This is a genomic window from Sphingomonas sp. PL20 (genome assembly GCF_017875905.1).
GTDB lineage: Bacteria > Pseudomonadota > Alphaproteobacteria > Sphingomonadales > Sphingomonadaceae > Sphingomonas > Sphingomonas echinoides.
In genome coordinates this window covers 1629560-1655711 of sequence record NZ_JAGINH010000002.1, presented here as the reverse complement: position 1 = coordinate 1655711, position 26152 = coordinate 1629560, and the positions used below count along the sequence as shown (strand labels likewise).

Genomic DNA, 26152 nt, shown 5'->3' with positions numbered 1-26152 from the left:
CTGCGGCCAAGTCAGGTAGGGCTGCGCAACAGCAGAGGTTGCACGCTTCTTTCATCTCGGCCTTATGCAGCTAGGAGCGAATGCCCGCAACTGAGCGGAAGTTATCGCCCGGTCCAATCACTCCCCCCTACCCAACCGCCCCAACCACCGCATCGCCAGTCGCCGGTCGCAGCACGAAAATCCCGCTGTCGAAATGCCGCGTCGGGTGGACACGGTTGGTCAGCAGCGTCCAGGCATATCCGCGCTCGAAATCGATCCACAGGCCGGTGCCGGTAAAGCCGGTATGGCCGATCGTCTCGGCGGAACAGGCCGCCCCGCCCGACCAGCCGTCAAACTTGCGTTCCCACCCGCACGTGCGATGCTCGTAGAACGGGGTGCGGATTGCGGCGCGCATCGCGGGCGATGCGCCGCTCCCGTCCAGCAGCCCCACGGCGAAATCGAGCACGCCGCCGACCGTGCCGAACAGTCCGGCATGGCCGGTCTCCCCGCCCAGCGCTGCCGCATTCTCGTCATGCACTTCGCCCTTCAGCACGCGGCCGCGCCACGCGCAGCGCTCGGTCGCCACCGCCGGGCCGGGCGGCGGGCCATAAGCGAGCCCTGCGCCGAGCGACCAGGCCGAGAGCGGCGCACCGGTCAGCCGCTCGACTGCGATACCGAGCAGGATGAAGTTGATGTCGGAATAAACCGGCGGCCCGTGCCGCCATTCGCGCTGCAGCACGAAGGCGCGCAGCCGCTGCGGATCATCGCCATAGGTGTAGATCGGCTCGACCGCAGGGAAGAAGGTGCGGTGCGCCAGGCAATCGCGGAAGGTTAGGCGGCGCTCGGGCGCGCCCGCTATGTCATATTGCCGCAAGTCGGGGATCGCCTCGGTCAACGGCGCATCGAGATCGAGCCGGCCCTGATCGGCCAGCTGCAGGATCATCGTCGTCGTCGCGATCACCTTGGTGACCGAAGCGAGATCGAACCAATGCGCCTCGGTCAGCGCTTCCGGCTGGGGCAGCAGCGCGGCGTGGCCCGCGACCTGCACCGCCCGCTTGCCATCGGCGGTGACGATCCCGAGCGTTGCCCCGGGGATACGCCCCTCGGCAACTGCCGCCGCCGCTGGCGCGAACGCGCGTTCGATGTCGATCATGCCGCCTCCTCGCGCGGCTGCACCCGCGCGATCAGCGGCAGGAACAGCACCACCGCCAGGCTGAGCCCGCCCGACAGCCAGAAAAATCCGTCAAAGCCAATATGCCGCGCGATATTGCCCCCCGCCCCCGCCAGCAGCCGTGGCAGCAGAAAGGCAAAGCCCGACAGGAACGCATATTGCGCGCCGGGATAACGCGGGTTCACCAGCATCGACAGGAACACGACGAACACAGCCCCTTCCATGCCATGCGCGAATTGGTCGAGCGCGGTGGCGATGTAGATGACGTGCGGGCTTGGCGGCTGGAACCACAGCCACACAAAGATCCAATTGCCCAGCGCCGAGCCGATCGCCCCCAGCGCCAGCGCGCGCGTCAGCCGCAACCGCACCGCCAGCACCGCCCCCAGGGCAACGCCTGCCATACTGCTGGGCAAGGCGACGAAGCCATCGGCAATCCCCATCGTGGTCAGGTCATAATGCGCCGCGATTTCGAGCGGCTTGGACAAAGCCAGCGTGAGCACGTCGCCCATGCGGTAAAAGCTGACAAAGGCCAGCAGCGGCAGCACCTTATAGCCAAAGCGCCAGAAAATATCGACATAGGGCCCAACCATCGTCGAGCGCCGCGCCCACGCGGCTGCCGACAGACCGACAATGCGCGGCAGCAGCGCCGCCATGATCACGAAGGGCAGCAGGCACAGCACCAACACCGTGGTCGTGGCGTCGGTTTTGGCGCTGATCCCGATCGCCGCCGCCGCGCGCAACACCAGCGCCCCCACCCCCGCCGCGAGGAGCAGCGACAGGCCCAGGATCACCGCGCTGGCCCCGAGCCCGGTTGCCAGCGCCACGCCCCGCGCGCGCCCCGCCCCCGCCTGCGGGCGCATCGTGGCGAGGATCGGCAGCGGCGCGAACGCGCCCGCCGCGATTACCAGATAGGCCCAGGCCCAGTTGGCATGGTCCGCCACGATCAGCGCGCCGCTGCCCGCTGCGACCATCGCACTGCGATAGCCCCACAGATTGGCGGCCGTCAGCGGCCCCTGCGTTTCGGGCGTGGGGGCTAGCTCGATCCGCCAGGCGTCGGCCGAGACTTCCAGCGTCGTCGTCCAGAACGCCAGCAGCACCGCGAACAGCGCGGTCAGCGGCAGGCTGGCATCGCTCGAGGTGAACGCCATCGCCACCATCGCGGCGAAGATGCCCAATTGCGAGAGCATGATCCACCCCAGCCGCGGTCCGAAAAAGCGCCCGAAACCGGGCACCGAAAAGCGATCCAGCAACGGAGCCCACAGGAACTTGAGCGTCGGCAACAACTGCACCCAGCCGAAAAAGCCGATCAGCACCAGATCCACGCCGTGCTTCGCCAGCCGCGCCGACAGGATCGTCGAAAACATGTAATACGGCAGCCCGGCAGAGAAGCCGAGCAACAGGTATAACGCAAAGCGACTGCGCGCGGAGTCGAGCCCCGTGGCAACCCTCGGCGTTTCCGGCAGTGACGCGCCGGATATCACCGCCGACATCGCAATCCCCCTTTTTGCGGCCGCACCACCGCGACCGGGGCATGCTCGTCTGCGCTTGGCCCAGCGTCAATGCTGCACTGGTGCGCGCACGCAACACTTTTGGTCAAATCCGTCGCAAGAGATGCCCATAGGCTATGGCACTCGCAAGAGAAACTATGGCGCGATGCAACATTCCTGTTACCTAATGTCCAGGGTTGCGCGGGGGCGCAAAAAGGGGGTTCAGACTATGACGTCGCTCAAGACTTTGCTCATTTCCGGCACGGCGTTCACCGCCTTGACGTGTCTTTTCGCCGGGACCGGGTTCGCCCAGACGACGCAGGAAGCAGCAACCCCGACCGGGGCGGCCACGCCCTTGATCGGCGCGGGAGAAAGTTCGGCAAAGGCCGACTCAGCCGATATTCTCGTCACCGGTTCGCGCATCAAGCAGAACCCGAATGACAGCGCGCTCCCCTTGCAGGTCATCACCGTCAAGGAACTGCAACGCAACAGCATCAGCAGCCCCGAACAGCTGATTGCGTTCCTCACCGACAATGGCAGCTCGGCCGACAACCTCGCCAGCAACTCCGACGTCGTGACCTCCGAACGGCGCGGCAATAACGGCGCGTCCTTCGCCAATTTGCGCGGACAGGGCTCGGCGGCGACCTTGGTCCTGCTCAACGGGCGCCGGGTCGCGGCGCAAGGAACGACCGGCTCGGCCGTCGACGTCAATCAGATCCCGTTTGCCGCGCTCGACCGCGTCGAAGTGCTGAAGGACGGCGCATCGGCAATCTACGGCACCGACGCGGTCGGCGGCGTCATCAACTTCATCACCAAGAAGAATTATCGCGGCTTCGGCGCGACCGCCTTCACCGACGTAACCGAAAAAGGCGACGCGCCAATCTACCGCCTGTCGGCAATCGCCGGTTTTGGCGATCTGGACAAGCAGGGCTTCAACGTGATGGGGACGGTCAGCTATAGCTGGATTTCCCCGCTCGAAGCGCATTCGCGCAGCTTCGTCAACACCTTCCAGCATGACCGCGGGCTTGGCGTCGATACGCGCGGCACGCCGTTTGCGACGATCGTCAACCTGGCGGGCACCAGCTTCGCCACCTCGTCCGCATTCCCGCTGATCCCAGGAACAACGGTGCGGGCCACCGGCGGTATCAACGCCTTGCGTCTGCCCGGCCAGGCGGGCTGTAATGCAGTGCCGGACCAGGATATTTACGATACCGACGTGTGGGGCGCGCCGGGCAACGGCCTCGCTTGCTCCTACGACACCGGCAAGAACGTCTATCTCCAGCAGCAGCTCAACACGCTGACCTATCTCGGGCGCGCAGTGAAGCGGTTCGGCGAGCATGAGATCGCGCTCGAAATCACGGGATCAAGCGCGGACTCGGTCAAGCGCTTCTCTCCGGTGCAGATCACGCCCAACACCACCACCCAAAACTACAAATATGCACGGATCGCGGGCGTCAACGATGTCGCCTTCGACAACCTCGTCAGCCGCATCAACAGCGTGTTTCCGGGGCTGCTGAACTCCAACTCGACCTTCTCCTATCGCTGGCGCTGCGTTGAATGCGGTGAGCGCGAGATTTCGACCACCACCACCACCTTCCGCGCCGCGCTGAATGCGACCGGGCCCTTGTTCAAGGGCTGGGACTACAGTGCCGGCATTTCCTATGCCGACAGCATCTCGGCCTCGACGCTTGGCACCGGATATTATTATCAGGACGCGCTGGTCGCTGCGCTCAACAGCGGCGCGGTCAATCCGTTCCTGTTCCCCGGCCAGACGCAAAGCGCCGCCGGGATGGCGGCGATCCAATCGGCTTCGGCGCAAGGCGTCGTGCTGTATGGCGGCAAATATTCGGTCAAACAGGGCGATGCGTCGGTCTCAGGGTCCTTGTTCGACATCTGGGGCGGCACGGTAAAGCTGGCGACCGGCGTCGATTTCCGGCGGGAGGAATATAAGTTTAACGGCGATCAGCGCGCGGTGCAGCGGACGATCATCGCGGCTCCGTTCGACAATGGCAACGCGCTCAACGGCGTCCACCGCGACATCAAGGCGGTCTATGCCGAGTTGCTCGTTCCGATCTTCAAGGGCTTCGAGCTTACGCTCGCCGGCCGCCTAGACGATTATTCGGGCTTCGGGACGACGACCAATCCCAAGATCTCGCTCAAATATCGGCCGTTCAAGCCGATCATGTTCCGCGGCTCCTACAATACCGCCTTCCGCGTGCCGTCGTTCAACCAGATCTTCAATCCCGACACGGATTCGGTCTACACCGGGTCTGATTTCGCAGACCCCAAAAACTGCCCGAACGGCACCGTCAATGCGGCAAACGGCTGTCCGTCGCTCAACAACAACGTCAATATTCGCAACGGTGGTAATTTGGCGCTGGGGCCGGAGACCGCAACGATGTTCAGCGGCGGCGTGGTGTTTGAGCCGTCGCGGCACTTCAGTGCGACCGCCGATTTCTGGTCGATCAACCGCAACAACACCATCCAGGTGTTGCCGCTGCAATATCTGTTTGCCAATTATTCGATCTTCCAGGACCGCTTCATCCGCGACTCCTCGGGCAAGCTGACCGTCATCGACCAGACCTATGCCAATGCGGGGAACACCAAGACCCAGGCCGTCGACTTCACCGTGCGCGGCAGCATCGACGCGCTCGGCGGCAGCTTCGGCGCGGGGCTGGACGGCACGCTGCTGCTCAAGAAGGAGGAGAAGGTCAACGCCAGCGCCGCGACCATCCAGCAGCTTGGCGTCTACTCGCTCGCGTCCGATCTTGGCCTGCGCTGGAAGCACAATGCGTTCGTGAGCTATTCGAACGATGATTTCAGCGTGTCGCTGACGCAGATCTTCCGCTCAGGCTATAAGAATCAGGTGCTGCCAGGCGTGCTGGCCGGCACCTTCAACCCCGCGAACGACATCACCGATGTCGCGGACTATATCTATTACAACCTCTCCGCTTCTTATAACGGCATCAAAGGGTTCAAGCTGACCTTCGGTGTGCGCAACCTGTTCAACACCAACCCGCCCTTCGCCATCTCCTATGACAGCAACAACGGCAGCGGCAGCTCATGGGAACCGCGCGTTGCCGATCCACGCGGGCGTTCGTTCACCATGCAGGCGGAGGTGAAGTTCTAAACGGACGGCCACGAGCGGCCATCAAACCAATGAAGCGCGCCCGGTTGCAATAGCGGCATCGACTACAACCGGGCGCACCGCGTCACAAATGCCGCATCGCGCATTTCAGTGGCGCGCCGGCCGCGCCCTCAATGCGCGAGCGCGCTCTTGTTCCAGCCAAGCGCCTGCGCCGTCACCGCCAACTGCGTGCGGTTGTGGACCTTGAGTTTGCGCATCAGCGCGGTCATGTGGGCTTTGACGGTGGCCTCGGCTATGCCAAGGTCATAGGCGATCTGCTTGTTGAGCTGGCCGCAATAGACGCCGTCGAGGACCTTGCGCTGCGTCGGGGTCAGGCGAGCGAACGGAGCCGAGGCATCTCGGTCCGGCGTGACCTCGCTCACCGCTATGTGCTGCCTCGTCATCTCAGCCCTCTCCCCCCCTTTACGCCGCAACGGGACATGCCACCTACGACTGTCGGCTTCTGCCGATCGAACGAAACTCGATGCGAGTCTCGATGGCTTGATCCTATTCAAATTGGTTGGACAGATTCAAGCGCATATTACAATTTTTGCTGATTTTACGTGAATAATCTTGGAATATTGCGCATTGTTGTCGTACAGATACACCCACGCAGCCCGCATATTGCGAGAGATTGCGGCGGAGAAGGGGGTCCGATGGTCCATTCGCAATCGCTGCCGCATGGCCACACCGTGCCCGCCACCGCGCCTGTTGCGGCCCACACGCGATGAGGCCCGAGGATTACCGCCTGATCGTGGCGGCCATGCTCGGCATCGGCTTGTCGATCGTCCTGATCGTTCGCGGGCGCTTGCATCCGTTTGTCGCGTTGCTGTCGGGCGCGTTCGTCGTCGGGATCATCGCCGGCCTGCCGATTGCCGATACTGCAAAGGCCATTCAGAAAGGCGCGGGCGATATTCTGGGCGGCACCGGGCTGGTGGTCGCGCTCGGGCTGGCGCTTGGCGCGATGCTGCAATTGTCGGATGCCGCGGCCCGCCTCGCCCGCACCGCGTTGCGATGGGCCGGCGTACGCGGCGCGCCCTGGGCGAGCGTGGCGACGGGCCTCCTTATTGGCTTGCCGCTGTTCTTCGAAACCGGGCTGGTGCTGCTGCTGCCGATCGTCGCGGCGGCGGCGGCAGCGCTCCCGGCGGGTGCAAACCAGGATTCGGCAAAGCTGCGGCTGATGCTGTCGGCATTGGCCGGGCTGTCGGTGGTGCACGCGCTGGTGCCGCCGCATCCGGGCCCGTTGCTCGCGGTCGAGGCGCTCCATGCCGATTTGCTGCGCACGCTCGGTTATGGCTTGCTCATCGGCATCCCGACCGCAATCGTCGCCGGGCCGGTGCTGGCGAAATTCACCGCACGCGGCGTGAAGCTCGCACCACCCCTGCTCGCCCCTACGGTGCTGAACATGCCTGCGCCCGCGAACTGGCGTGCGCTGTTGGTCGTGCTGATGCCCGTGGTGCTGATCGCAGCGGGGCAAGCGGTCGCGTTGCTGCCGCCGCCGGTCGCCGCCCGCTTTGGCGTGCTCGCGGTGGCCAGCAATCCGGTGCTCGCCTTGCTGATCGCGTGCCTGGCGGCGCTGCCGCTGCTGTTCGGTCGACGCATCGGCGATGCCAAGGTGCAGGAGGCGATCTGGGCCGAGACGATGCAGCCGGCGGGCGCGATCCTGCTGGCGATTGGTGCGGGCGGCGCGCTGAAGCAAGTGCTCGTCACGGCTGGCTTGTCCGATTTGCTGGCGCGGGTCGCGGCCGGCGGGCCGCTGTCACCGATCGTGCTGGCGTGGCTGGTCGCGGTGTGCATCCGCCTCGCCACCGGGTCGGCGACGGTCGCGACGATCACCACCGCCGGGATCATGCCCGCGTTCGTCGCCGCCTCGGGCGCATCGCCCGAATGGATCGTGCTGGCAATCGGCGCGGGGTCGCTATTCTTCAGCCATGTCAACGATCCCGGATTCTGGCTGGTGAAAAGCTATCTCGGCATCGATACGCCCGCGACGTTTCGCACCTGGTCGGTGATGGAGACCGTCGTCTCCGTGCTCGGACTGGCGTTGATCCTTATCGCCAGTCACCTATTCTGACGGCACGCGCCCGACGCGGTGACCAAGGAACGACCGATGAATGAAGGCCGCTTAGCCGACCGGGCCTATGCCGGGATCGTCGAGATCATCAATGGCGACGGGCTGGCGGTGGGTGACCGGCTGCCATCCGAGGCGCGCCTGGCGGAAATGTTCGGCATGTCGCGCACGATCGTGCGGGAAGCGCTCGTCCGTCTGGCCGCAGACGGCATTACCGAGGCGCGGCGCGGCGCGGGCTCGTTCGTCAAGGGCCGCCCATCGGACCGCCTGATCGCCTTTCTGCCGATGGACCATATGTCCGCGACCTTTGGCACTTATGAGGTGCGCTTCGTGCTCGAAGCCGAGGCGGCGCGGCTGGCGGCCACGCGCCGCTCGAGCGCGGAAATGGCGGCGATCGAGGCGGCGTTGCACGCGCTCCGCACCGCTTTGCTGTCGAGCGCACCGGCGCATGACGAGGATATGGCGTTGCACCGGCAAATCGTGCTGGCGACCGCCAACCCCGCCTTCCTGGTCGCGTTCGATGCGCTGTTCGGCGATGTCGACCGTATCATGCGCGCCGGTGTCGACATTTCGCGCTCGCGCCCGCCCGAAGTGATCGGCGCGATGCTAAGGGAGCATGAGATGCTGGTCGACGCGATCCGGGTGCAAGACGGCGACGGCGCGGCGCTGGCGATGCGCTGGCATTTGTCGGAAGGCCGCAAGCGGCTGCTGCCCTAATTGCGCAACAGTTCGGTCGTGCTGCTGGGCGTTGCGCGCTTGCCGCCGCCGGGCACAAGCCAGCCGCCATCGCTCAACCAGTCGGCGAGCCGGTCAGGCCAATGCTGCAGCGAAACGCGTTCGGCATGAGCCGCGACGTTGAAGCCATGGTCGGTATCGGCAAACAAGTGCAGTTCCGCCGAGACATGCGCGGCGCGCAGTTGCTGGTAGAGGGTCAGGGTCGGCTCAGCGCAACAGGCGTCCAGCGTCCCGGCGGCCAGGAACGCTGGCGGCGCGCCTGCAACCGCGCGCGCGGGCACGCCGAGCGGACCTGGATAGATCAAAATCTGGAAGTCTGGCCGCGCCTCGACTTGGTCGATCGCATCGCCCGAAGGCTCGGCCGGTGCCGGGTTGTCGGCGACAAGCGACACAAGTTCGCCGCCTGCCGAAAATCCCATCAGACCGATGCGACGGGGATCGACGCCATAGTCGGCGGCATGCGCCCGCACGAAGCGCACGGCCCGCCGCGCATCGGCCGCCGCGTCGCGCTCGATGCGATAGTTTGAGCCTGTTTCCCGGGCGAGACGATATTTGAGGACAAACACCGTGACGCCAAAGCGGTTGAGCGCACGGGCGGGCATCACCCCTTCATTCACCCACACCAGCATGCGGTGGCCACCGCCGGGCGCGATAATGATCGCCGCGCCATTGGCATGCGCCGGGTTGGCGCGCAGCAGCGTGAGCGAGGGGCGATGCACACTGCGGACATAGGTGTTTTCGACGATCTCGGGCGTATCGCGCAGCGGATCGACGCCCGGGGGACCATTCGGCCAAAGCGGAAGCTCGATCGGCGCGACAACAGGCACGAGCGCCGGGGTCTGCGCTATAGCGGGCACAGCCACCAAGCAGAGCACGGCAAAACCGGCACGCCATTTCATCGTTTCTGCTCCTCCGCAGGGTGCCCACCACTGTCCAACCACGCAATCGCTTCCGCACAGAGCCGATCGGGCGAGGCGGCGGCGTCGAGCGTGGTCGCCGCCTCGTCCGGGGCAACCCGCTCCAGCGTGCAGAGCTGGCTCGCCAGCAGGCTGCTCGGCATATAGTGCCCAGCGCGATTGGCGAGCCGTTGGCGGAGTTCCTCCGGTCTGCCGTCCAGCAGGATGAACCGGGTCGGCGCGGCGATCGCCGCCACCAGCCGGTCGCGATAGCTGCGCCGCAGCGCCGAACAGGCCGCCACCACCAGGCCGTTGACACGCACCTCGGCATCGATCGCACCCCCCAAACGATCGAGCCACGGCCAGCGGTCGGCGTCGTTCAGCGGCTGGCCACTGCGCATCTTGGCCACGGCGGCGGCGTCATGGAAGGAATCGCCCTCAAGGAACGTCGCACCAAGCGCGGATGCGAGCAGGGCACCGAGCGTGGACTTGCCACTGCCGCTGACGCCCATCACGATTACCGCCATCGGCGCGACCACGCTGTGACTGACTGCCCGTTGCAAAATGCTGTCCCCAAAACCGGACTGGGCCCCGACGCGCCGCGTCGGCCCCGGGCCTTTCATAAGCCCTGATACTGCAGGGCGCATCGGCCTGGGAACTACGACCATCGTCGCGGATGGCACGCGCATGATGGTCGCTTATGCACAGCATCGGCCAGACGCGCAGGCGTCGGTTGGGGGAGAGGCAAAGCACCGTGAAGAGACGAGCAGCCATGCTGGCGACGACTGCGGTGGCGCTGCTGGCCCCGGTCGCGACGTGCGCGGCCCCGGCCCGGTCGGTGCTTGCAACGGCCCCAAATGAGCCCCGCGCGGTAACGGTTAGCGGCGCGAAGGACGGACGTGTCGATGCGACCGCAGCGATCCAGCGCGCGATCGACGCGGCGCGCATCACCGACGGCAATGGCATCGTCTTCCTGCCCTCCGGCCGCTATCGCCTGTCGCACAGCATCCTGGTGCCGCCCGGCGTGCGGATTCTGGGCGTGGGGCCGACCCGCCCGGTGCTGGTGCTGGCCGATGCCACACCGGGCTTTCAAAGCGGTGTCGCAACGATGGTGGTGTTCACCGGCGGCGACCAATATGCCGTCGGCAAGGTTCCCGTGCCCGTGCCGACCGTGGTGCCGCCCAGTGGCAAGGGTGGCGACGACGTTCGCGACGCCAATTCGGCGACCTTCTATTCGGCGATGAGCAATATCGACGTCGAGATCGGTGCGGGTAATCCGGCCGCAACGGCGGTGCGCTTCCGCGTCGCGCAGCACGCCTTTCTCAGCCATATGGACTTTCGCCTGGGCTCGGCTTTGGCCGGCGTCTATCAGGCGGGCAACGTGATGGAAGACGTCCACTTCCATGGCGGGCGCTATGGCATCCTCACCGAAAAGACCTCGCCCGCCTGGCAGTTCACGCTGATCGATTCGAGCTTCGACCATCAGCGCGACGCCGCGATCCGCGAGCATGAAGTCGACCTCACGCTCGTAAACGTCGCTATCCGCGACACGCCGGTGGGGGTCGACATCGACCCCGGCTATAGCGACTCGCTGTGGGGCAAGGACGTGCGGTTCGAGCGCGTGTCGCGCGCCGGGGTGATCATCAGCCGCGAGGGCAGCGCCTTTACCCAGATCGGCTTCGACAATGCCGTCGCGACCGACACGCCGGTGTTCGCGCGCTTTCGCGAGAGCGGCAAGACCCTCGCTTCGCCAACGCGCGCATACCGCGTGGCGCGCTTTTCGCACGGCCTCGCGGTGCCGATGCTCGGCGCGACCGGCCGGATCGCAACCGACCTGCAGATGACGGCGCTCGCCGCCCTGCCCCCGCTTCGCCCGACCGCCATCCGCGCGCTGCCCGCCGTGGCGGAGTGGCACAACGTCCGCGATCTCGGCGCGCGCGGCGATGCCATGACCGACGACACCGCCGCGCTGCAGCGTGCGATCGATACGCAGCGCGTGCTCTATTTCCCGGTCGGTTTTTACCGCGTCACCAATACGCTCAAGCTGCGGCCCGATACGGTGCTGCTGGGGCTGCACCCGGCGCTGACCCAGCTCGTCCTGCCCGACAATAACCCCGCTCATGCAGGCGTCGGCGGCGTGGTGCCGATCCTCGAAAGCCCGAAGGGCGGCAGCAACATCCTGTCGGGCCTCGGGCTGTTCACCGGCCGCATCAATCCGCGCGCCTCGGCGTTGCTGTGGAAAGCGGGAGCGGATTCGCTGGTCGACGACGTCAAGATCATGGGCGGCGGCGGCACCCCAACCGCGGACCGCCTGCCGCTCGGCGCGCGCACCGCGCATAGCGGCGATCCGGTCGCCGACAATCGCTGGGACGCGCAATATCCGAGCATCTGGGTAACCGATGGCGGGGGCGGCACCTTTGCCGATGTGTGGACGCCCAACACCTTCGCCCAGGCGGGTTTCACCGTGTCTGACACCAAGACGCCGGGGCTTGTCTATCAGCTTTCGGCCGAGCATCATGTCCGCAACGAGATCGTGCTCGATGGGGTCGAGAATTGGGAATTTCTCGCGCCGCAGACCGAACAGGAAGTCGGCGAAGGAATGGATGCGACCTCGCTCGATATCCGCAACTCGCGCAACCTGCTGTTCGCCAATTATCACAGCTACCGGGTGACGCGGACGTTCCACCCGGCGATGTCGGCGGTGAAGCTGACCAATGCGTCGGACATTCGCTTCCGCAACGTCCATATCAACGCCGAGAGTGGCTTTGCCACTTGCCAGGCCGATGGCTGCGGCACCTATTTGCGGGTCAGCAAATTCCCGTTCGAAAATGCGATTCAGGACAGGACGCAGCACCTTGAGCTGCGCGAGCGCGAGTTCGCCACGCTGGACATTCCCGCCACGCCCGTGCTGGCGGACGCCCCCTCTCCGGTGCCGGGGGCCGGGCCGGTACGCAAACTCGAAAGCGGCTTCTTCTCGATCTCGGGCGCGGCGGTCGATGCTGCGGGCGCGCTCTATTTCGTCGAGCATCGCTTCCAGCGGATCTATCGCTGGAGCGCGGCCACCGGCCTCGAGATCGTCCGCGACGCTGCGCTCGATCCGGTCAATCTGGCGATCGAGCGTTCGGGCAAGGTGCTGGTGCTATCCTCCCTCGGCGCGGAAGGCAGCGTCTATGCCTTCGACCCTGCTGCGTCGAAAACCGACGTCACGGTCATCACGCCGACGCCGGTCGCCGCGCACCGCGATGCGGAGACGCTGCTCCCCGGCAATTGGTGGAACAATGGCGAATTCCGCGATCACTATGACGCCAGGACCGACCATTTCACCACGCTCGGGGAAATGTTCGCGCGCGACGCCGGGACGCCGAAACCCCGCGAATATGTCTCGCCCGACGGCAGCCTCGTGCTCCCCGCCTTTCGCGTGTGGCAACAGGGCACACCCGACCATGTCGGCTGGCGCTTCTCCGACACGCTCGACGCCTATAGCCTGATCCACGGGCGCGTTGGCACCCGCATCTATGCCAGCAACGAATCCGAGGGCCGCACGTACAGCGCACGTGTCGGCGCGGGCGGCACGCTTTCCGACCTTAAGCCCTTTGCCGAGCGCGCCGGCGAAAGCGTCGCGGTCGACCGCCAGGGTCGCGTGTTCATCGCGAACGGGCAAGTCTTCGCCTACGCGCCCGATGGCAGCGAGATCGGCCGGATCGACGTGCCCGAACGCCCCCTCCAGTTGATCTTCGGGGGCGCCGATCACGCGACGCTCTTCATCCTTACGCATCACGCGCTGTACGCCGTCGCCATGGGCGGCGGATGACCCCGATCAAAACGACAACAAAAAACAGGTGAGGATCCCCATGACCAACATGATCACAGACCGTACTCCCGGTTCCAGCGGCAAGCGCACCGCGCTCCTGACCGCCAGCCTCGCGTCGCTGATGGCAATCGCGATCGCGGCACCGGCCCAGGCGCAAACCACGCCTGCCGCCCCGCCGCCGCCGGCAACGCTACCGGCCGACACCGCCGATAATACTGCGCAGGACATTGTCGTCACCGGTTCGCGCATCACCACCGGCGGCTTCACCGCGCCGACCCCGACCCAGACGATCGGCGCGGTCGATATCGCGCGCAACGCCGAACCCAACGTCTTCACGACGATCGCGCAATTGCCCTCGCTGCAGGGGTCGACCGGTGTCACCACCGGCACCAACAGCACGTCGAGCGGACAGCAGGGCTTGAGCTCCTTCTCGCTGCGCGGGCTCGGCACGATCCGCACGCTGACGCTGCTCGACGGCCAGCGCGTCGTCGGCGCCAACGTGACGGGCGTGCCCGATATCAGCCTGTTCCCGCAATTGCTGATCAAGCGCGTCGATGTGGTGACGGGCGGCGCATCGGCTTCTTATGGTTCGGATGCGGTCGGCGGCGTCGTCAACTTCATCACCGAGAAGCACTTTGTCGGGTTCAAGGCGAACGTCCAGGGCGGCATCACCACTTACGGCGACAACAAGCAGTATCTGTTCCAGGCGGCGGCCGGAAAGTCGTTCTTCAACGATCGCCTGCATGTCGAAGTCAGTGGCGAATATGACCATGAAGATGGCGTGCCCGCCGGCGGCTTTGGCGAGCAGCTCGCCAACGGGCGGAGCTGGTACCGTACCTCGACCTTCATCAACCGCAACGTGACCAATGACGGATCGCCGCAATATCTCGTGCGCGACCATGCGCAGGCTTATCAATATACCAAATATGGGCTGATCACGGGCGGGCCGTTGCAGGGCACGGCGTTCGACGTGAACGGCGTTCCGTTCCAGTTCCAATATGGCTCGAACGGCGTTCCGTCCAAGGCCCTACCGGGCACGCCACAGTTCGGGCTCGTCTCGGGCTGCTACCCGCAAGGCGGCTTCTGTTTGGGCGGCGACCTGTCGGGCAATGTCGGCATTGGCACCACGCTGCAATCGCGGCTGGATCGTTACAATGGCTATGGCCGCATCGGCTTCGACCTCGACGCGAACAACGAGATCTATGCGACCGTCAACGTCGCGCAGGTCGACACGATGAACCAGCCCAACCCCGGCGCGACGAAATCAAGCCTGACACTGCAATGCTCGAACCCGTTCGTCCCCGCCTCGATCCAGGCGGCCTGCGCGACCGCAGGCATCACCAGCTTCCAGTTCGGCAGCAGCAATGGCGAGTTGCCCGCGAACATCACGGTCTATCCGACGCGCAAGCAATATCGCTTCGTCGGCGGCGCGACGGGCAAGGTGCCGGTGTTCGGCACGACGTGGCATTACGACTTCTCGTATGAGCATGGCGAGAACATCACCGACATCCACGTCAAGAACATCACGCTCACCCCGCGCTATAATGCGGCGATCCAGGCGATCAGCTTGAACGGCCAGATCGTCTGCGCCGACCCGGTCGCGCGCGCCAATGGCTGCGTGCCGATCAACATCATCGGCGGCACACCGCCGAGCGCGGCGGCGCTCGCTTATATCGAACCCACCAACGGCCCGTTCCAGCACACCCGCCAGACGCAGGATGCGCTCGCCTTCAGCTTCAGCGGCTCACCGCTTAGCCTTTGGGCAGGGCCGGTGTCGTTTGCTGCGGGTGCCGAATATCGCAATGAATTCTACCATGTCGTGGGCGATCCGTACGGCAACGGCGTTTCGGCCGAAACACCCTATACCAGCACCTATCCCGCCGATCCGGTGCTCAATACCGCGGGTAACAACTGGTACGCCGGCAATTATCACGCCGGTCGCGGAAGCTATCACGTCGCCGAAGGTTTCCTCGAACTCAACCTGCCCTTCCTCAAATCGGATGCGCTAGGCAGCGCGAACCTGAACGTCGCCGGACGCGTCACCAACTACAGCACGTCGGGCACGATCTATACCTGGAAGGTCGGCGGCACCTGGGACACGCCGATCGACGGCGTGCGGTTGCGCGCAGTCACCTCGCGCGACGTGCGTGCGCCGAACCTGTCGGAACTGTTCGCCGCCCCGATCACCACGACCGTGCCGAACTTCAGCAACCCCAATCCCAACCGCGCACCGGGCGACCCGGCGACGTTGACCATCCTGCAAAACGCGATCGGCAACACCGCGCTCAAGCCCGAAATCGCGCGCAACACGACGGCTGGTATCGTGCTGTCGCGCCCGCACTGGCTGCCCGGCTTCAGCGCGTCGTTCGATTATTACCGGATCAAGATCAACGGCGTGATCTCGACGCTCAATTCGCAGCAGGAAGTCAATCTGTGCTACCTCAATAACATCACAACGCTGTGTGGCGCGTTCAACCTCACGCCACCGGCGGGGACCGCGCCCTATGTCAATCTGCAGGCGTTCAACCTCGCGTCGATCTTCACCGACGGGTTCGACATTGAGGCGAGCTATCAATTCGAAGTCGCCAAGATCGGCCTGCCGGGCCGCGTCGTGCTGCGCGGGCTCGCCACCAATGTGAAGAACTTCATCACCGATCCGGGCGTTCCCGGCACGATCCCGACACAGGGTGCAGGCGTGAACGCTGGCAACACCCCATCGTGGAAGTTGCTCACGACCGAAAGCTGGACCACCGATCGGTTCAGCCTCAGCGTGCAGCAGCGTTGGTTCAGCGATGGTGTGTACAGCAACGAATATGTCGTTTGCAGCAGCGGCTGCCCGGTCTCGACCACGCAGCACCCGACGATCGACAACAACACGATGCCCGGCGCTTTCTATCTCGACGTGGGCGGATCGTTCAACATCACCAAGAAATTGAACGCTTATTTCAAGATCGACAATCTGCTCGATCATGATCCGGCACCGTCGCCGCAGACCAATACCGGCATCGACGTCAATCAGGCGCTGTACGATACGCTGGGGCGTTTGTTCCGGGTTGGCGTACGCTACAATTTCTAGCACCACGGTCCCCTGCCCCGACCCGGTGGGTCGGGCTCCTCGTCCCGGCCGCTGGCCGGGACGTTTCTTTTGAGGATATGAGATGCCCGGCTGGCCGCTTCCGTTTCGCGTAACGCTTCTCGCCACGCTGATGGCAAGCGCAATGCCCGTTGCCGCCTCCCCCTCTTATTACGCCACCGCTCCCGACGATCCCCGCGCCATCACCGTCGCTGGGGCGCGCGACGGGCACGCCGACGACACCACCGCCCTGCAAACCGCCATCGACGCCGCCGCAGCGAAGGGCGGCGGCGGTATCGTGTTTGTCCCCTCGGGCCGCTATCGCATCAGCCGCACGCTGTTTGTGTGGCCCGGCGTGCGCGTGTTTGGCGTCGGCAAGACCCGGCCCGTCCTGGTGCTCGGCGATGCGACCCCCGGCTTTCAGCAGGGTCTCGCCACCATGGTGATGTTCGCCGGGGCCAAGCCCGGAGCCACCGATACCGCCAAGGCCTATCGCACCCCGTTTCCGCCACCGGGCAGCGTGCCGTTCAATCCCGATATCGCCGATGCCAATCCCGGCACCTTCTACCCCGCGCTCTCGAACATCGATTTCGCGATCGGCAAGGACAACGCCGCCGCCACCGCGATCCGCTTTCACGCCGCACAGCATGCCTATCTGGCGCATATCGACTTCGATCTCGGCTCGGGCCTCGCCGGACTCTATCACGTCGCCAATCAGGCGCAGGATCTCCATTTTCACGGCGGGCGCTATGGCATCCTCACCGAGAAGCCGTCCCCGGCGTGGCAATTTACCCTGCTCGATTCCTCTTTCGATGGGCAGCGCGAGTCCGCGATCCGCGAACATGAGGCGAGCCTCACCCTGGTCAACGTCGCCTTTCGCAACGTGCCAACCGCGATCGACATCGATCGCGGCTATGGCGACTGGCTGTGGGGCAAGGATGTCCGCTTCGAGAACGTCCGTAATGCCGCCGTCGTGATCAGCAACGAGAACAATGTCTATACGCAGATCGGCTTTCAGAACGCCGTGGCCAGCGCCACGCCGACCTTCGCGCGCTTTCGCGACAGCGGCCGGACGGTGGCCGGTGCGGGCCGCGCCTATCGCGTGACATCGTTCGGCTATGGTCTGATGGTCCCCGCCTTGGGTCAGACCGGCAGCTATCGCACTGTGATGGACGCCGCGCCGCTCCCCCGGCTGCCCGCCCCGCCCCCGCGCGCGATCCGGCAGCTGCCTGCGACCGATTCCTGGGCCAATGTCCGGCAGCTCGGCGCGCGCGGGGATGACAAGACCGATGACACCGCCGCCATCCAGCGCGCGATCGACACGCACCGTACCGTCTATTTTCCCGCGGGCCGCTATCACGTCACCGACACGCTGCGGCTGAGGCCGGACAGCGTGCTGGTCGCCTTGCACCCGAGCCTGACGCAACTCATCCTGCCCGACGGCACGCCGGCCTTCCAAGGAGTGGGCTCGGCCAAGGCGCTGATCGAGAGTGCGCGCGGTGGGGACGCGATCGTCTCGGGTCTTGGGCTGTTCACCGGCGGCATCAATCCGCGCGCAACCGCGCTGCTCTGGCACGCTGGCGCGCAATCTTTGGTCGAAGACGTCAAGTTCCAGGGCGGCCACGGCACCGATCTGGCCGATGGCAGTCGCTTTGACCCGTATAACGCCAACCACACCGGGGACGCGAACCCGGCCAAACGCTGGGACGCGCAATATCCGAGCCTATGGGTGCGTGGCGGCGGCGGCACCTTCGCCAATCTCTGGAGCCCCAATACCTATGCGCAAGCTGGGATGTTGGTCTCCGACAGCGACACGCCGGGCCATGTCTATCAGATGTCGAGCGAGCACCATGTCCGCGCGGAATTTGTGCTCGATCATGTCGCCCATTGGGAATTTCTGGCACCGCAGACCGAGGAGGAAGCGGGCGAGAGCCAGGATGCGGTCTCGTTTGACATTCGTCACAGCCACGACATTCTGATCGCCAATTACCACGCCTATCGCGTGACGCGCTCGCTCAAGCCCGCGCCGACCGCCGTGCGGCTAACCGACACGCGGGACCTTCATTTCCGCAATGTCCACGTCAATGCCGAAAGTGGCTTTGGCACATGCGACGAGAATGGCTGCGCGACCTATTTGCGGGCCAGCAAATTCCCCTACGAAAACGCCATTCAGGATGTCACGCGCGGCCTCGAAGTCCGCGAGCGGGAATTTGCCGCGCTTGACCTGACCTCGGCTGCCGTTGCCGCGGCGACGCCTGGGGCCTTCGCCGACGCCAAGGTCGAGAAACTGGCGAGCGGCTTCTATGCCGCCGCCGGAGCGGCCATCGCCCCTGACGGAACCCTGTATTTCGTCGATCATCACCAGCAGCGCATCTATGCCTGGTCGCGCGCCGAGGGCCTGCGCGTGGTCAACTACGCACCGCTGGATCCGGTCAATCTCGCGGTCGACCGCTCGGGCGACCTGCTGGTGCTGTCGTCGGAAGGTCGAAACGGCACGGTCTATAGCCTCACGCCCAACGACGCGGACGTTCGCGTGATCCCGTCGACGCCCGCCGTCGATCATCCGGGCGCAAGAACCGTGCTGCCGGTCAATTATTGGGTGAATGGCGAATTCAAGGACCAGCTCGACCCCAGGACCTATACCTATCCAACGCTGGCCGACATGTTCGACCGCGACATGCGCCTGCCCAAGGCGCGGGAATATGTGTCGCCCGACGGCAGCCTGGTCCTACCCGCCTATCGGACCTTCCAGCAGGGGCCTTCGAACTTTCTCGGCTGGCGGTTTTCCGACGCGCTCGACAGTTATGGGTTCACCACCGCCGAAATTGGCGGATCGGTGTTCGTCACCAACGCTTCGGAAAACAAGACCTATCGCGCGCGCCTGGCGGCGCATGGCGCACTGACCGACCTCGCCCCCTTCGCCAATCGCGGCGGGGAAAGCGTGGCGAGCGATGCGCAAGGCCGCGTGTACATCGCCAACGGGCAAGTCTTCGTTTTCGCAGCAGACGGTGCCGAGATCGGCCGGATTGATATCCCCGAGCGGCCGCTCCAACTGCTTGTTGACAACCGCGCGCGCAAAACGCTCTTCGTGGTGACGCATCACGCGGTTTACAGCGTCGCCATTCCCTGACGTATAGGACGCTTGGCTGGCAGACCTGGCCGGCAGTGGACCGCAACGGATCCTCTCAAACCCAAAGGACCGCGCTCAGCGCGTCGGCTTCACCGGGGATCCTGCATAATTTTGGCCAATTCGCTGTCGATCAGCTGCCCGATATAGCGGGAAAGCTCCGCGTGATGGACGTCGGGATCAGAAATTCTGCGAAACAGCACGCCGTGACCAATGGCGAGGATGAAATCCGCCAACTCGCTGCGCCGCGCCGCCCGCTCCTCGCCCGGTGCCAAAGCACCGAGGGCGCTCAAAATATTGTCGCGGACAAGCGCGTCGATCCCGCGCAGGATGTCGCCGACACGGTCGTTGCGCGTTGCTTCGGCAAACATTTCCGCGAACAGCGCATATGAGCCCGGATCGTTCGGATCCTCTTCGAGGAACCGCGCAATCCACGCACGGACCAAGGCGAAATCACGCGCCTCGACCGCCGCGCGCAGCGCCGGCTCATCCAAAAACTCGACGACATCGGCACGCACCAGCTCGGCGACGATATCCTCCTTGCTGGCAAAATCGCGATAGAGCTGTCCAACCTTCACCCCCGAATCGGCGGCAATGCGCGCCACGCCAGAGGCATGAAAACCATATTGAATGAACAGCTGGCGCGCCGCAGACAAGATTCGCGCACGCCGATCTTCCGCGCGAGAATCCCGCTTTTTCATCAATTTATCCGCGGATTTTTGGGGGGTCGGCATAATCCTCCTATGATTAGGCTTGTCATTTCAAATCCGCAAAGCTACCGGCTCGGCAGAAATGTGAGTGATCGATCGCTCACACTTATACATTGGAAGAAAGCGTGCGCAAACCCTGCTCCATCGCGGTCCTCACCGTAGCTCTTCTGGCCGGCTGCTCAAGCGGCCAGCCCCAGGCACCAGCCGCTGGCCCGCCCCAAGTCGGCTTTGTCACGGTGGAGCCGCAGTCGGTGACGCTGAGCACCGAACTCGCCGGGCGCACGGCCGCCTATGAGACGTCGGACGTCCGCCCGCAGGTCAACGGGCTGATCACCGCGCGCTTGTTTACCGAGGGCGACGAAGTCCGCGCGGGCCAGCCGCTCTATCGGATCGATGCGCAGCCGTATCAGGCAAGCGTCGCAAGTGCGCGCGCGGCGCTGGCAAAGGCGCGCGCGGCGATCGCCTCGAACGACGCGCTAGCGCGCCGCTATGGCGAGCTGATCAAGATCAACGCGATTGCCAAGCAGGATTACGACAATGCCGTCACCAGCGCGCAGCAGGCACGCGCCGATGTCGCCGCGCAGGAAGCCGCGCTTCGCACCGCCGAAATCGACCTTGCGCGGACGACGGTAAAGGCCCCGATCGCAGGCCGCATCGGCCGCTCGGCGGTCACCACCGGCGGCCTCGTCACCGCGTCGCAGGCCACCGCGCTCAGCACGATCCAGCGGCTCGACCCGATCTATGTCGACATCACGCAATCGAGCGCCGATCAACTCCGGCTGCGCCAGAAATTGCTGGCGGGCAGCCTTACGCGCGGTACCGCGCGGCTGCGGCTGAAGCTTGAGGACGGCACGACCTATCCGGTCGAGGGCGTCGTGAAATTCGCCGATGTCACGGTCGATCCGGCCACGGGCAGCCAGACGATCCGCGCCGAATTCGCCAATCCCAACCGGCTGCTGCTCCCGGGCATGTATGTCACGGCGCAGTTCGTCGAAGGGACGCAAGCGAATGCGCTGCTTGTCCCGCAGCGCGCCGTCTCCCGCGATGAAAAGGGCAATGCCGTGGTGATGGTGGTCGGTGCGGGGGACAAGATCCAGCCGCGCATGCTGACTGCCCCGCGCACCATCGGCGAGAACTGGCTGGTCACCGCAGGGCTTGCGCGCGGCGATCGGGTGATCGTCGAAGGGGCGCAAAACCTGCAGCCGGGAACGCCGGTCAAGCCGGTCCGCTGGACTCCAAAAGCCGCGGCAAACGCCCCTGCTGCTGGCAAGGGACAGTAACCCTCATGTCACGTTTCTTTATCGATCGACCCATCTTCGCATGGGTCATCGCGATCATTTTGATGGTCGCTGGCCTGATCGGCATCCGTAGCTTGCCGATCGCGCAATTTCCCTCGATCGCGCCACCGTCGGTCAGCATCAGCGCCACCTATCCGGGTGCCGACGCGCAAACGCTCGAAAATACGACAACCCAGATCATCGAACAGCAGATGAAGGGGATCGATCACCTTCGCTATTTTTCGTCCTCGTCGAGTTCGGCCGGCACGGTCCAGATCACGCTGACCTTCGAGCAAGGCACCGACCCCGACATCGCGCAAGTGCAGGTGCAGAACAAGCTGCAGGCCGCGACCCCGCTTCTGCCGCAGGAGGTCCAGCAGCAAGGCATTCAGGTCGCCAAGGCAACCTCCAACTTCCTGCTCATCCTCGGCATCTATTCGGAGGGCGGTCGCCATAGTGCGTCAGATCTTGCCGATATCCTTGCCTCACGCGTCCAGGATCCGCTCAGCCGCGTCAACGGCGTCGGGGATACGCAATTGTTCGGCGCGCAATATGCGATGCGCGTCTGGATCGATCCGCTCAAGCTCAACGGCTATCAGCTGACCGTCGCCGACGTCACCGCCGCCTTGCAGGCCCAGAACGCGCAGGTTTCCGCCGGGCAATTGGGTGCCCAGCCCGCCCCCGCCAGCCAGATGCTCAACGCAACGGTGTCGATCCAGTCGCGCTTGCAGACGCCGGAGCAGTTCGGTGCCATTCGCCTGAAAACCGATTCGGCAGGCGCAGTGGTGCGCTTGCGCGATGTCGCACGGGTCGAACTCGGCGCGGCCGATTATGGCTTCAATACGCGGTACAATGGCGAGCCGGCCTCGGGCATCGGGATCAAGCTCGCTCCGGGTGCGAACGCGCTGGCGACCGTGACTGCGATCAAGGCCCGCGTCGCGGAGCTGTCCAAGACCTTCCCATCCGATGTGAAGGTTATCTATCCTTACGACTCCACGCCGTTCGTCCGCCTGTCGATCGAACAGGTCATCCATACGCTGATCGAGGCGGTCGTCCTCGTCTTCTTCGTGATGTTCCTGTTCCTGCAAAACTGGCGCGCAACGCTGATCCCGACGATCGCGGTGCCGGTGGTTTTGCTGGGCACCTTCGGGGTGCTCGCGGTTGCGGGCTATTCGATCAACACGCTGACGCTCTTCGGCATGGTGCTCGCGATCGGTTTGCTGGTCGACGACGCGATCGTCGTGGTCGAGAATGTCGAGCGGCTCATTACCACCGAGCATTTGTCGCCGAAGGAAGCCGCGCGCAAATCGATGGACGAAATCAGCAGCGCGCTGGTCGGCATCGCGCTGGTCCTGTCCGCCGTGTTCCTGCCAATGGCATTCTTTGGCGGATCGACCGGGGTGATTTACCGCCAGTTCTCGATCACCATCGTGTCCGCCATGGTCCTGTCGGTCCTGGTCGCGTTGATCCTGACCCCCGCTTTGTGCGCGACGATCCTCAAGCCGCACGATCCGACCAAATTGGACGGAAACGGGCTCCTCTCGCGCTTTTTCCGCTGGTTCAACACGACGTTCGACCGTGGCGCTGCGCGCTATGAAAGCGGCACCCGGAGCACAGCACGCCGGTGGGGCCGGTCGCTGATCGTTTTCGGCTTGATCGCGGTCGGGATGTGTCTGTTGTTCGTGCGCTTGCCAACCGGCTTCCTTCCCGACGAGGATCAAGGCTCGGTGATCGCGCTGGTGCAAGGCCCGTCGGGCGCAACCACGGCGCGCACCAACGATGCGCTGGAGCAAGTCCGCGACTATTTCCTCACCAAGGAAAAAGCGGATGTCGAGGGCGTCTTCACCATCAGCGGCTTCAGCTTTGCCGGACAAGGGCAGAATGCCGGTCTCGCCTTCGTCAAATTGAAGGATTGGGACGCGCGTTCCGGTGCCGCCAACAAGGCGCAGGCGATCGCCGGGCGCGCGATGGGAGCGTTCTCGCAATTCCACGACGCGATGATTTTTGCGATCGTGCCGCCCGCCGTGCAGGAACTGGGCAATGCGACCGGGTTCGATCTGCAACTGGTCGATCAGGTCGGCATGGGACATGAGAAGCTCGTGCAAATGCGCAACATGCTGCTCGGCATGGCGATGCAGGACAAGCGGCTGGCCCAGGTGCGACCGATGTCGCTGGAGGACGCGCCGCAGCTCAAGATCAATGTCGATCAGGACAAGGCGCGTGCCCTGGGGCTGGATCTCTCGCAGGTCAATTCCACGATCTCGACCGCCTGGGGCAGCGCCTATGTCAACGATTTCATCGATCGCGGGCGCGTCAAACGGGTGTTTGTCCAGGCCGACGCCCCCTTCCGGCTCAAGCCCGAGGATCTCGACAAATATTACATCCGTGGCGGCAATGGTGACATGGTGCCCTATAGCGCCTTCACCACGCTGTCCTGGACCCAGGCACCCGTGCAGTTGACCCGGTATAACGGGCAGCCCGCGATGGAATTGCAAGGCGGCTCGGCCCCCGGGCTCAGCACCGGTGCCGCACTGGCGGCGATGCAGGAGCTTCATGCCAAGCTGCCGCCGGGTACGTCGCTCGAGTGGACCGGCTTGTCCTACGAGGAAAAGCTGTCGGGCGGTCAGGCACCGGCGCTCTATGGCTTGTCGCTGCTGATCGTGTTCCTCTGCCTTGCCGCGCTGTACGAAAGCTGGTCGGTACCGATCTCGGTGCTGCTGGTCGTGCCGCTGGGCGTGGTCGGCGCGTTGCTGGCGGCGATGCTGACCGGGCTCAACAACGACATCTATCTGCAGGTCGGCTTGATCACCACGATCGGCGTGTCGGCAAAGAATGCGATCCTGATCGTTGAATTCGCCGAAGAACGAATGCGCGAGGGGATGACGGCGTTCGATGCGGCCATTGCGGCAGCGAAGATGCGGTTGCGTCCAATCCTGATGACCAGCCTCGCTTTCATCTTCGGGGTGATGCCGCTCGCCGTCTCGACCGGTGCCGGTGCTGGTGGGCAGAACGCCATCGGTCGTGCGGTGGTCGGCGGCATGTTGAGCGCCACCGTCCTCGGTATCTTCTTCATCCCGATGTTCTTTGTGGTGGTCCGCAGCCTGTTTGCCCGAGGCAAAGCGGGCTCGCGTGACGATCAACACGGCATTGCAGCGGAGGCCGCACCCACGCCCACCGATCCATCCGCCCCCACCGCGCCGCAAGGAGCCTGAACATGACCCGCACGATCCGCACCGCAGCCGCGCTGTTGGCCAGTGTCGCGCTCGCCGGATGCAATCTTGCACCGGGCTATGTCCGGCCGCAGGGCGCGGTGCCCGCCGCCTTGCCGAGCGGAGCGCCCTATCCTGGCGCGCCAAGCGATGCCGCCGATATCTCCAAGATCGGCTGGCAGACCTTCTTTACCGACGCCAAGCTGCGCGACGTCATCGCGCTTGGCCTTGCCAACAACCGCGACTTGCGGCTTGCGGCGGCAAATGTCCTGCAAGCCCGGGCGCAATATCGGGTCCAACGCGCGGACCAATTGCCCACGGTCAACCTCGGGGCGTCGGCGACGATTTCCAACGGTACCGCCGCAGCGGCCTCGGCCGGAGGATCCGGCTCGAGCGCGGCCTCCAATTCAACCGTTGAAGTCTATTCGGGCAGTGTCGGCGTTTCGTCGTTCGAGCTCGATCTCTGGGGTCGCTTGCGCAATCTCAGCGAAAACGCATTGCAAAGCTATTTCGCGACCGAAGAGGCGCAGCGCGCCACGCGGATCAGCCTGATTTCCGAAATCGCATCGGCCTATCTGACGCTCGCGTCGGACCAGGATCTGCTCGCCGTGGCACAGGAAACGCTGGCAAGTTACGACCAGTCGCTGCAACTCACGCGCGCGCAGTTCCGCATCGGCACCCAGTCCGAACTGGCCGCACGCCAGGCCGAGACCAATTACGAATCCGCTGCCAACGACATCGCCACGCTGCAGGCGCAAATCGCGCAGGATCGCAACGCGCTCGATCTGTTGGTCGGCACGCCCACGCCCGAGGCGCTGTTGCCGCACGGCCTGGGGGATACCGACCGCACGTTGAACACGCTGCCGGGCGACCTCCAATCCTCGGTGTTGCTGCGCCGTCCCGACGTGTTGCAGGCCGAGCATCAACTGATTGCGCAAAACGCCAATATCGGCGCAGCGCGGGCGGCGATGTTCCCGACGATTTCGCTGACCACCAGCTTCGGCACGGTAAGTTCAGCGCTCAGCGGGCTGTTCGGGGCGAACAGCCAGAGCTGGTCGGTCGCACCCGGCGCAACCTTGCCGATCTTCGATTTCGGCCGGCGCAAGGGCAATCTCGATCTGGCCCGAGCACAGCAGCAAGGCGCGGTCGCCACCTACGAAAAGACGCTGCAAACCGCGTTCCGCGAGGTTGCCGATGCGCTGGCCACGCGCGGGACGATCGACGCCCAGATCGGGGCCCGGACGCGGCGCGCAACCGCTGCGGACGTGTCGGCGCGCCTGTCGGAGGCGCGGTATCGCGCCGGGGTCGATTCCTTCCTGACCTCGCTCGACGCGCAGCGCACGGCGTACAGCGCTCGGCGCGACCTGGTCACGACCCGGCTTGCGCGCGCCACCAACCTCGTCACCTTGTACCGCGTTCTGGGCGGAGGCTTGAGCTGAACCGGACGCCGCCCAATTACGGCTAGGAGTGTAGGCACCT

15 protein-coding genes are annotated in these 26152 nt (G+C 64.8%); 9 read left to right on the top strand and 6 right to left on the bottom strand.

Translation table 11 applies throughout. The features are described from left to right. Nucleotides 1–127: 127 nt before the first annotated feature. Both H4W01_RS07570 and H4W01_RS07565 read right to left on the bottom strand, forming a co-directional pair. On the bottom strand, nucleotides 128–1132 hold the full coding sequence (locus tag H4W01_RS07570) for a serine hydrolase domain-containing protein (RefSeq protein WP_209610532.1): 1005 nt from the start codon (nucleotides 1130–1132) through the stop codon (nucleotides 128–130). Further along, nucleotides 1129–2640 carry a permease gene (locus tag H4W01_RS07565; protein WP_209610531.1) on the bottom strand — a complete coding sequence of 504 codons (1512 nt, stop codon included), beginning with the start codon at nucleotides 2638–2640 and terminating at the stop codon, nucleotides 1129–1131. Before H4W01_RS07565 ends, H4W01_RS07570 begins: the two co-directional genes overlap by 4 nt. A gap of 226 nt (nucleotides 2641–2866) precedes the next feature. On the opposite strand from H4W01_RS07565, the gene H4W01_RS07560 reads away from it, so the two are divergent. After that, nucleotides 2867–5767 (top strand): TonB-dependent receptor domain-containing protein, encoded by a 2901-nt coding sequence (locus tag H4W01_RS07560; protein ID WP_209610530.1) that lies wholly within the window; start codon nucleotides 2867–2869, stop codon nucleotides 5765–5767. Between the two features lie 128 nt (nucleotides 5768–5895). Here the strand turns inward: H4W01_RS07560 and H4W01_RS07555 are convergent, their stop codons facing one another. Continuing rightward, nucleotides 5896–6168: a helix-turn-helix domain-containing protein gene (locus tag H4W01_RS07555; RefSeq protein ID WP_209610529.1), complete on the bottom strand. Its 273-nt coding sequence runs from the start codon at nucleotides 6166–6168 to the stop codon at nucleotides 5896–5898. A 323-nt stretch (nucleotides 6169–6491) separates the two neighbouring features. On the opposite strand from H4W01_RS07555, the gene H4W01_RS07550 reads away from it, so the two are divergent. Next, nucleotides 6492–7838 carry a GntP family permease gene (locus H4W01_RS07550; protein ID WP_209610528.1) on the top strand — a complete coding sequence of 449 codons (1347 nt, stop codon included), beginning with the start codon at nucleotides 6492–6494 and terminating at the stop codon, nucleotides 7836–7838. A gap of 36 nt (nucleotides 7839–7874) precedes the next feature. After that, nucleotides 7875–8552 (top strand): FadR/GntR family transcriptional regulator, encoded by a 678-nt coding sequence (locus H4W01_RS07545; protein ID WP_010402330.1) that lies wholly within the window; start codon nucleotides 7875–7877, stop codon nucleotides 8550–8552. Here H4W01_RS07545 and H4W01_RS07540 read toward each other — a convergent pair. Next, entirely contained in the window at nucleotides 8549–9469 is a 921-nt protein-coding gene (locus H4W01_RS07540; protein ID WP_209610527.1) for an alpha/beta hydrolase, read from the bottom strand. The genes H4W01_RS07545 and H4W01_RS07540 overlap by 4 nt on opposite strands. Further along, nucleotides 9466–9993 (bottom strand): gluconokinase, encoded by a 528-nt coding sequence (locus H4W01_RS07535; protein ID WP_334685418.1) that lies wholly within the window; start codon nucleotides 9991–9993, stop codon nucleotides 9466–9468. The genes H4W01_RS07540 and H4W01_RS07535 overlap by 4 nt, the downstream gene beginning before the upstream one ends. A 245-nt stretch (nucleotides 9994–10238) precedes the next feature. On the opposite strand from H4W01_RS07535, the gene H4W01_RS07530 reads away from it, so the two are divergent. The 3 genes from H4W01_RS07530 (at nucleotide 10239) to H4W01_RS07520 (ending at nucleotide 19480) form a co-directional block, all read left to right on the top strand. Then, nucleotides 10239–13277 carry a glycosyl hydrolase family 28-related protein gene (locus H4W01_RS07530; protein ID WP_209610525.1) on the top strand — a complete coding sequence of 1013 codons (3039 nt, stop codon included), beginning with the start codon at nucleotides 10239–10241 and terminating at the stop codon, nucleotides 13275–13277. A 49-nt stretch (nucleotides 13278–13326) separates the two neighbouring features. Beyond that, the gene (locus H4W01_RS07525; RefSeq protein WP_334685417.1) at nucleotides 13327–16353 is read left to right on the top strand and encodes a TonB-dependent receptor plug domain-containing protein; all 3027 of its coding nucleotides are present in this window, start codon (nucleotides 13327–13329) and stop codon (nucleotides 16351–16353) included. Between the two features lie 82 nt (nucleotides 16354–16435). After that, nucleotides 16436–19480 (top strand): glycosyl hydrolase family 28-related protein, encoded by a 3045-nt coding sequence (locus tag H4W01_RS07520; RefSeq protein ID WP_209610523.1) that lies wholly within the window; start codon nucleotides 16436–16438, stop codon nucleotides 19478–19480. Nucleotides 19481–19569: 89 nt separating this feature from the next. Here H4W01_RS07520 and H4W01_RS07515 read toward each other — a convergent pair whose 3' ends face one another. Continuing rightward, nucleotides 19570–20211 carry a TetR/AcrR family transcriptional regulator gene (locus H4W01_RS07515; RefSeq protein WP_010402321.1) on the bottom strand — a complete coding sequence of 214 codons (642 nt, stop codon included), beginning with the start codon at nucleotides 20209–20211 and terminating at the stop codon, nucleotides 19570–19572. A gap of 101 nt (nucleotides 20212–20312) precedes the next feature. On the opposite strand from H4W01_RS07515, the gene H4W01_RS07510 reads away from it, so the two are divergent. Genes H4W01_RS07510 through H4W01_RS07500 form a run of 3 tightly spaced genes read left to right on the top strand, consistent with a single transcriptional unit; the run spans nucleotide 20313 to nucleotide 26112 of the window. Continuing rightward, complete coding sequence (locus H4W01_RS07510; RefSeq protein WP_209610522.1) at nucleotides 20313–21467, top strand: efflux RND transporter periplasmic adaptor subunit; 1155 nt, start codon at nucleotides 20313–20315, stop codon at nucleotides 21465–21467. Between the two features lie 5 nt (nucleotides 21468–21472). Next, nucleotides 21473–24676: an efflux RND transporter permease subunit gene (locus H4W01_RS07505; RefSeq protein WP_209610521.1), complete on the top strand. Its 3204-nt coding sequence runs from the start codon at nucleotides 21473–21475 to the stop codon at nucleotides 24674–24676. A gap of 2 nt (nucleotides 24677–24678) precedes the next feature. Next, a complete protein-coding gene (locus H4W01_RS07500) occupies nucleotides 24679–26112 on the top strand; it encodes an efflux transporter outer membrane subunit (RefSeq protein WP_209610520.1) in 1434 nt (477 codons plus the stop codon). The last annotated feature ends 40 nt before the right edge of the window (nucleotides 26113–26152 follow it).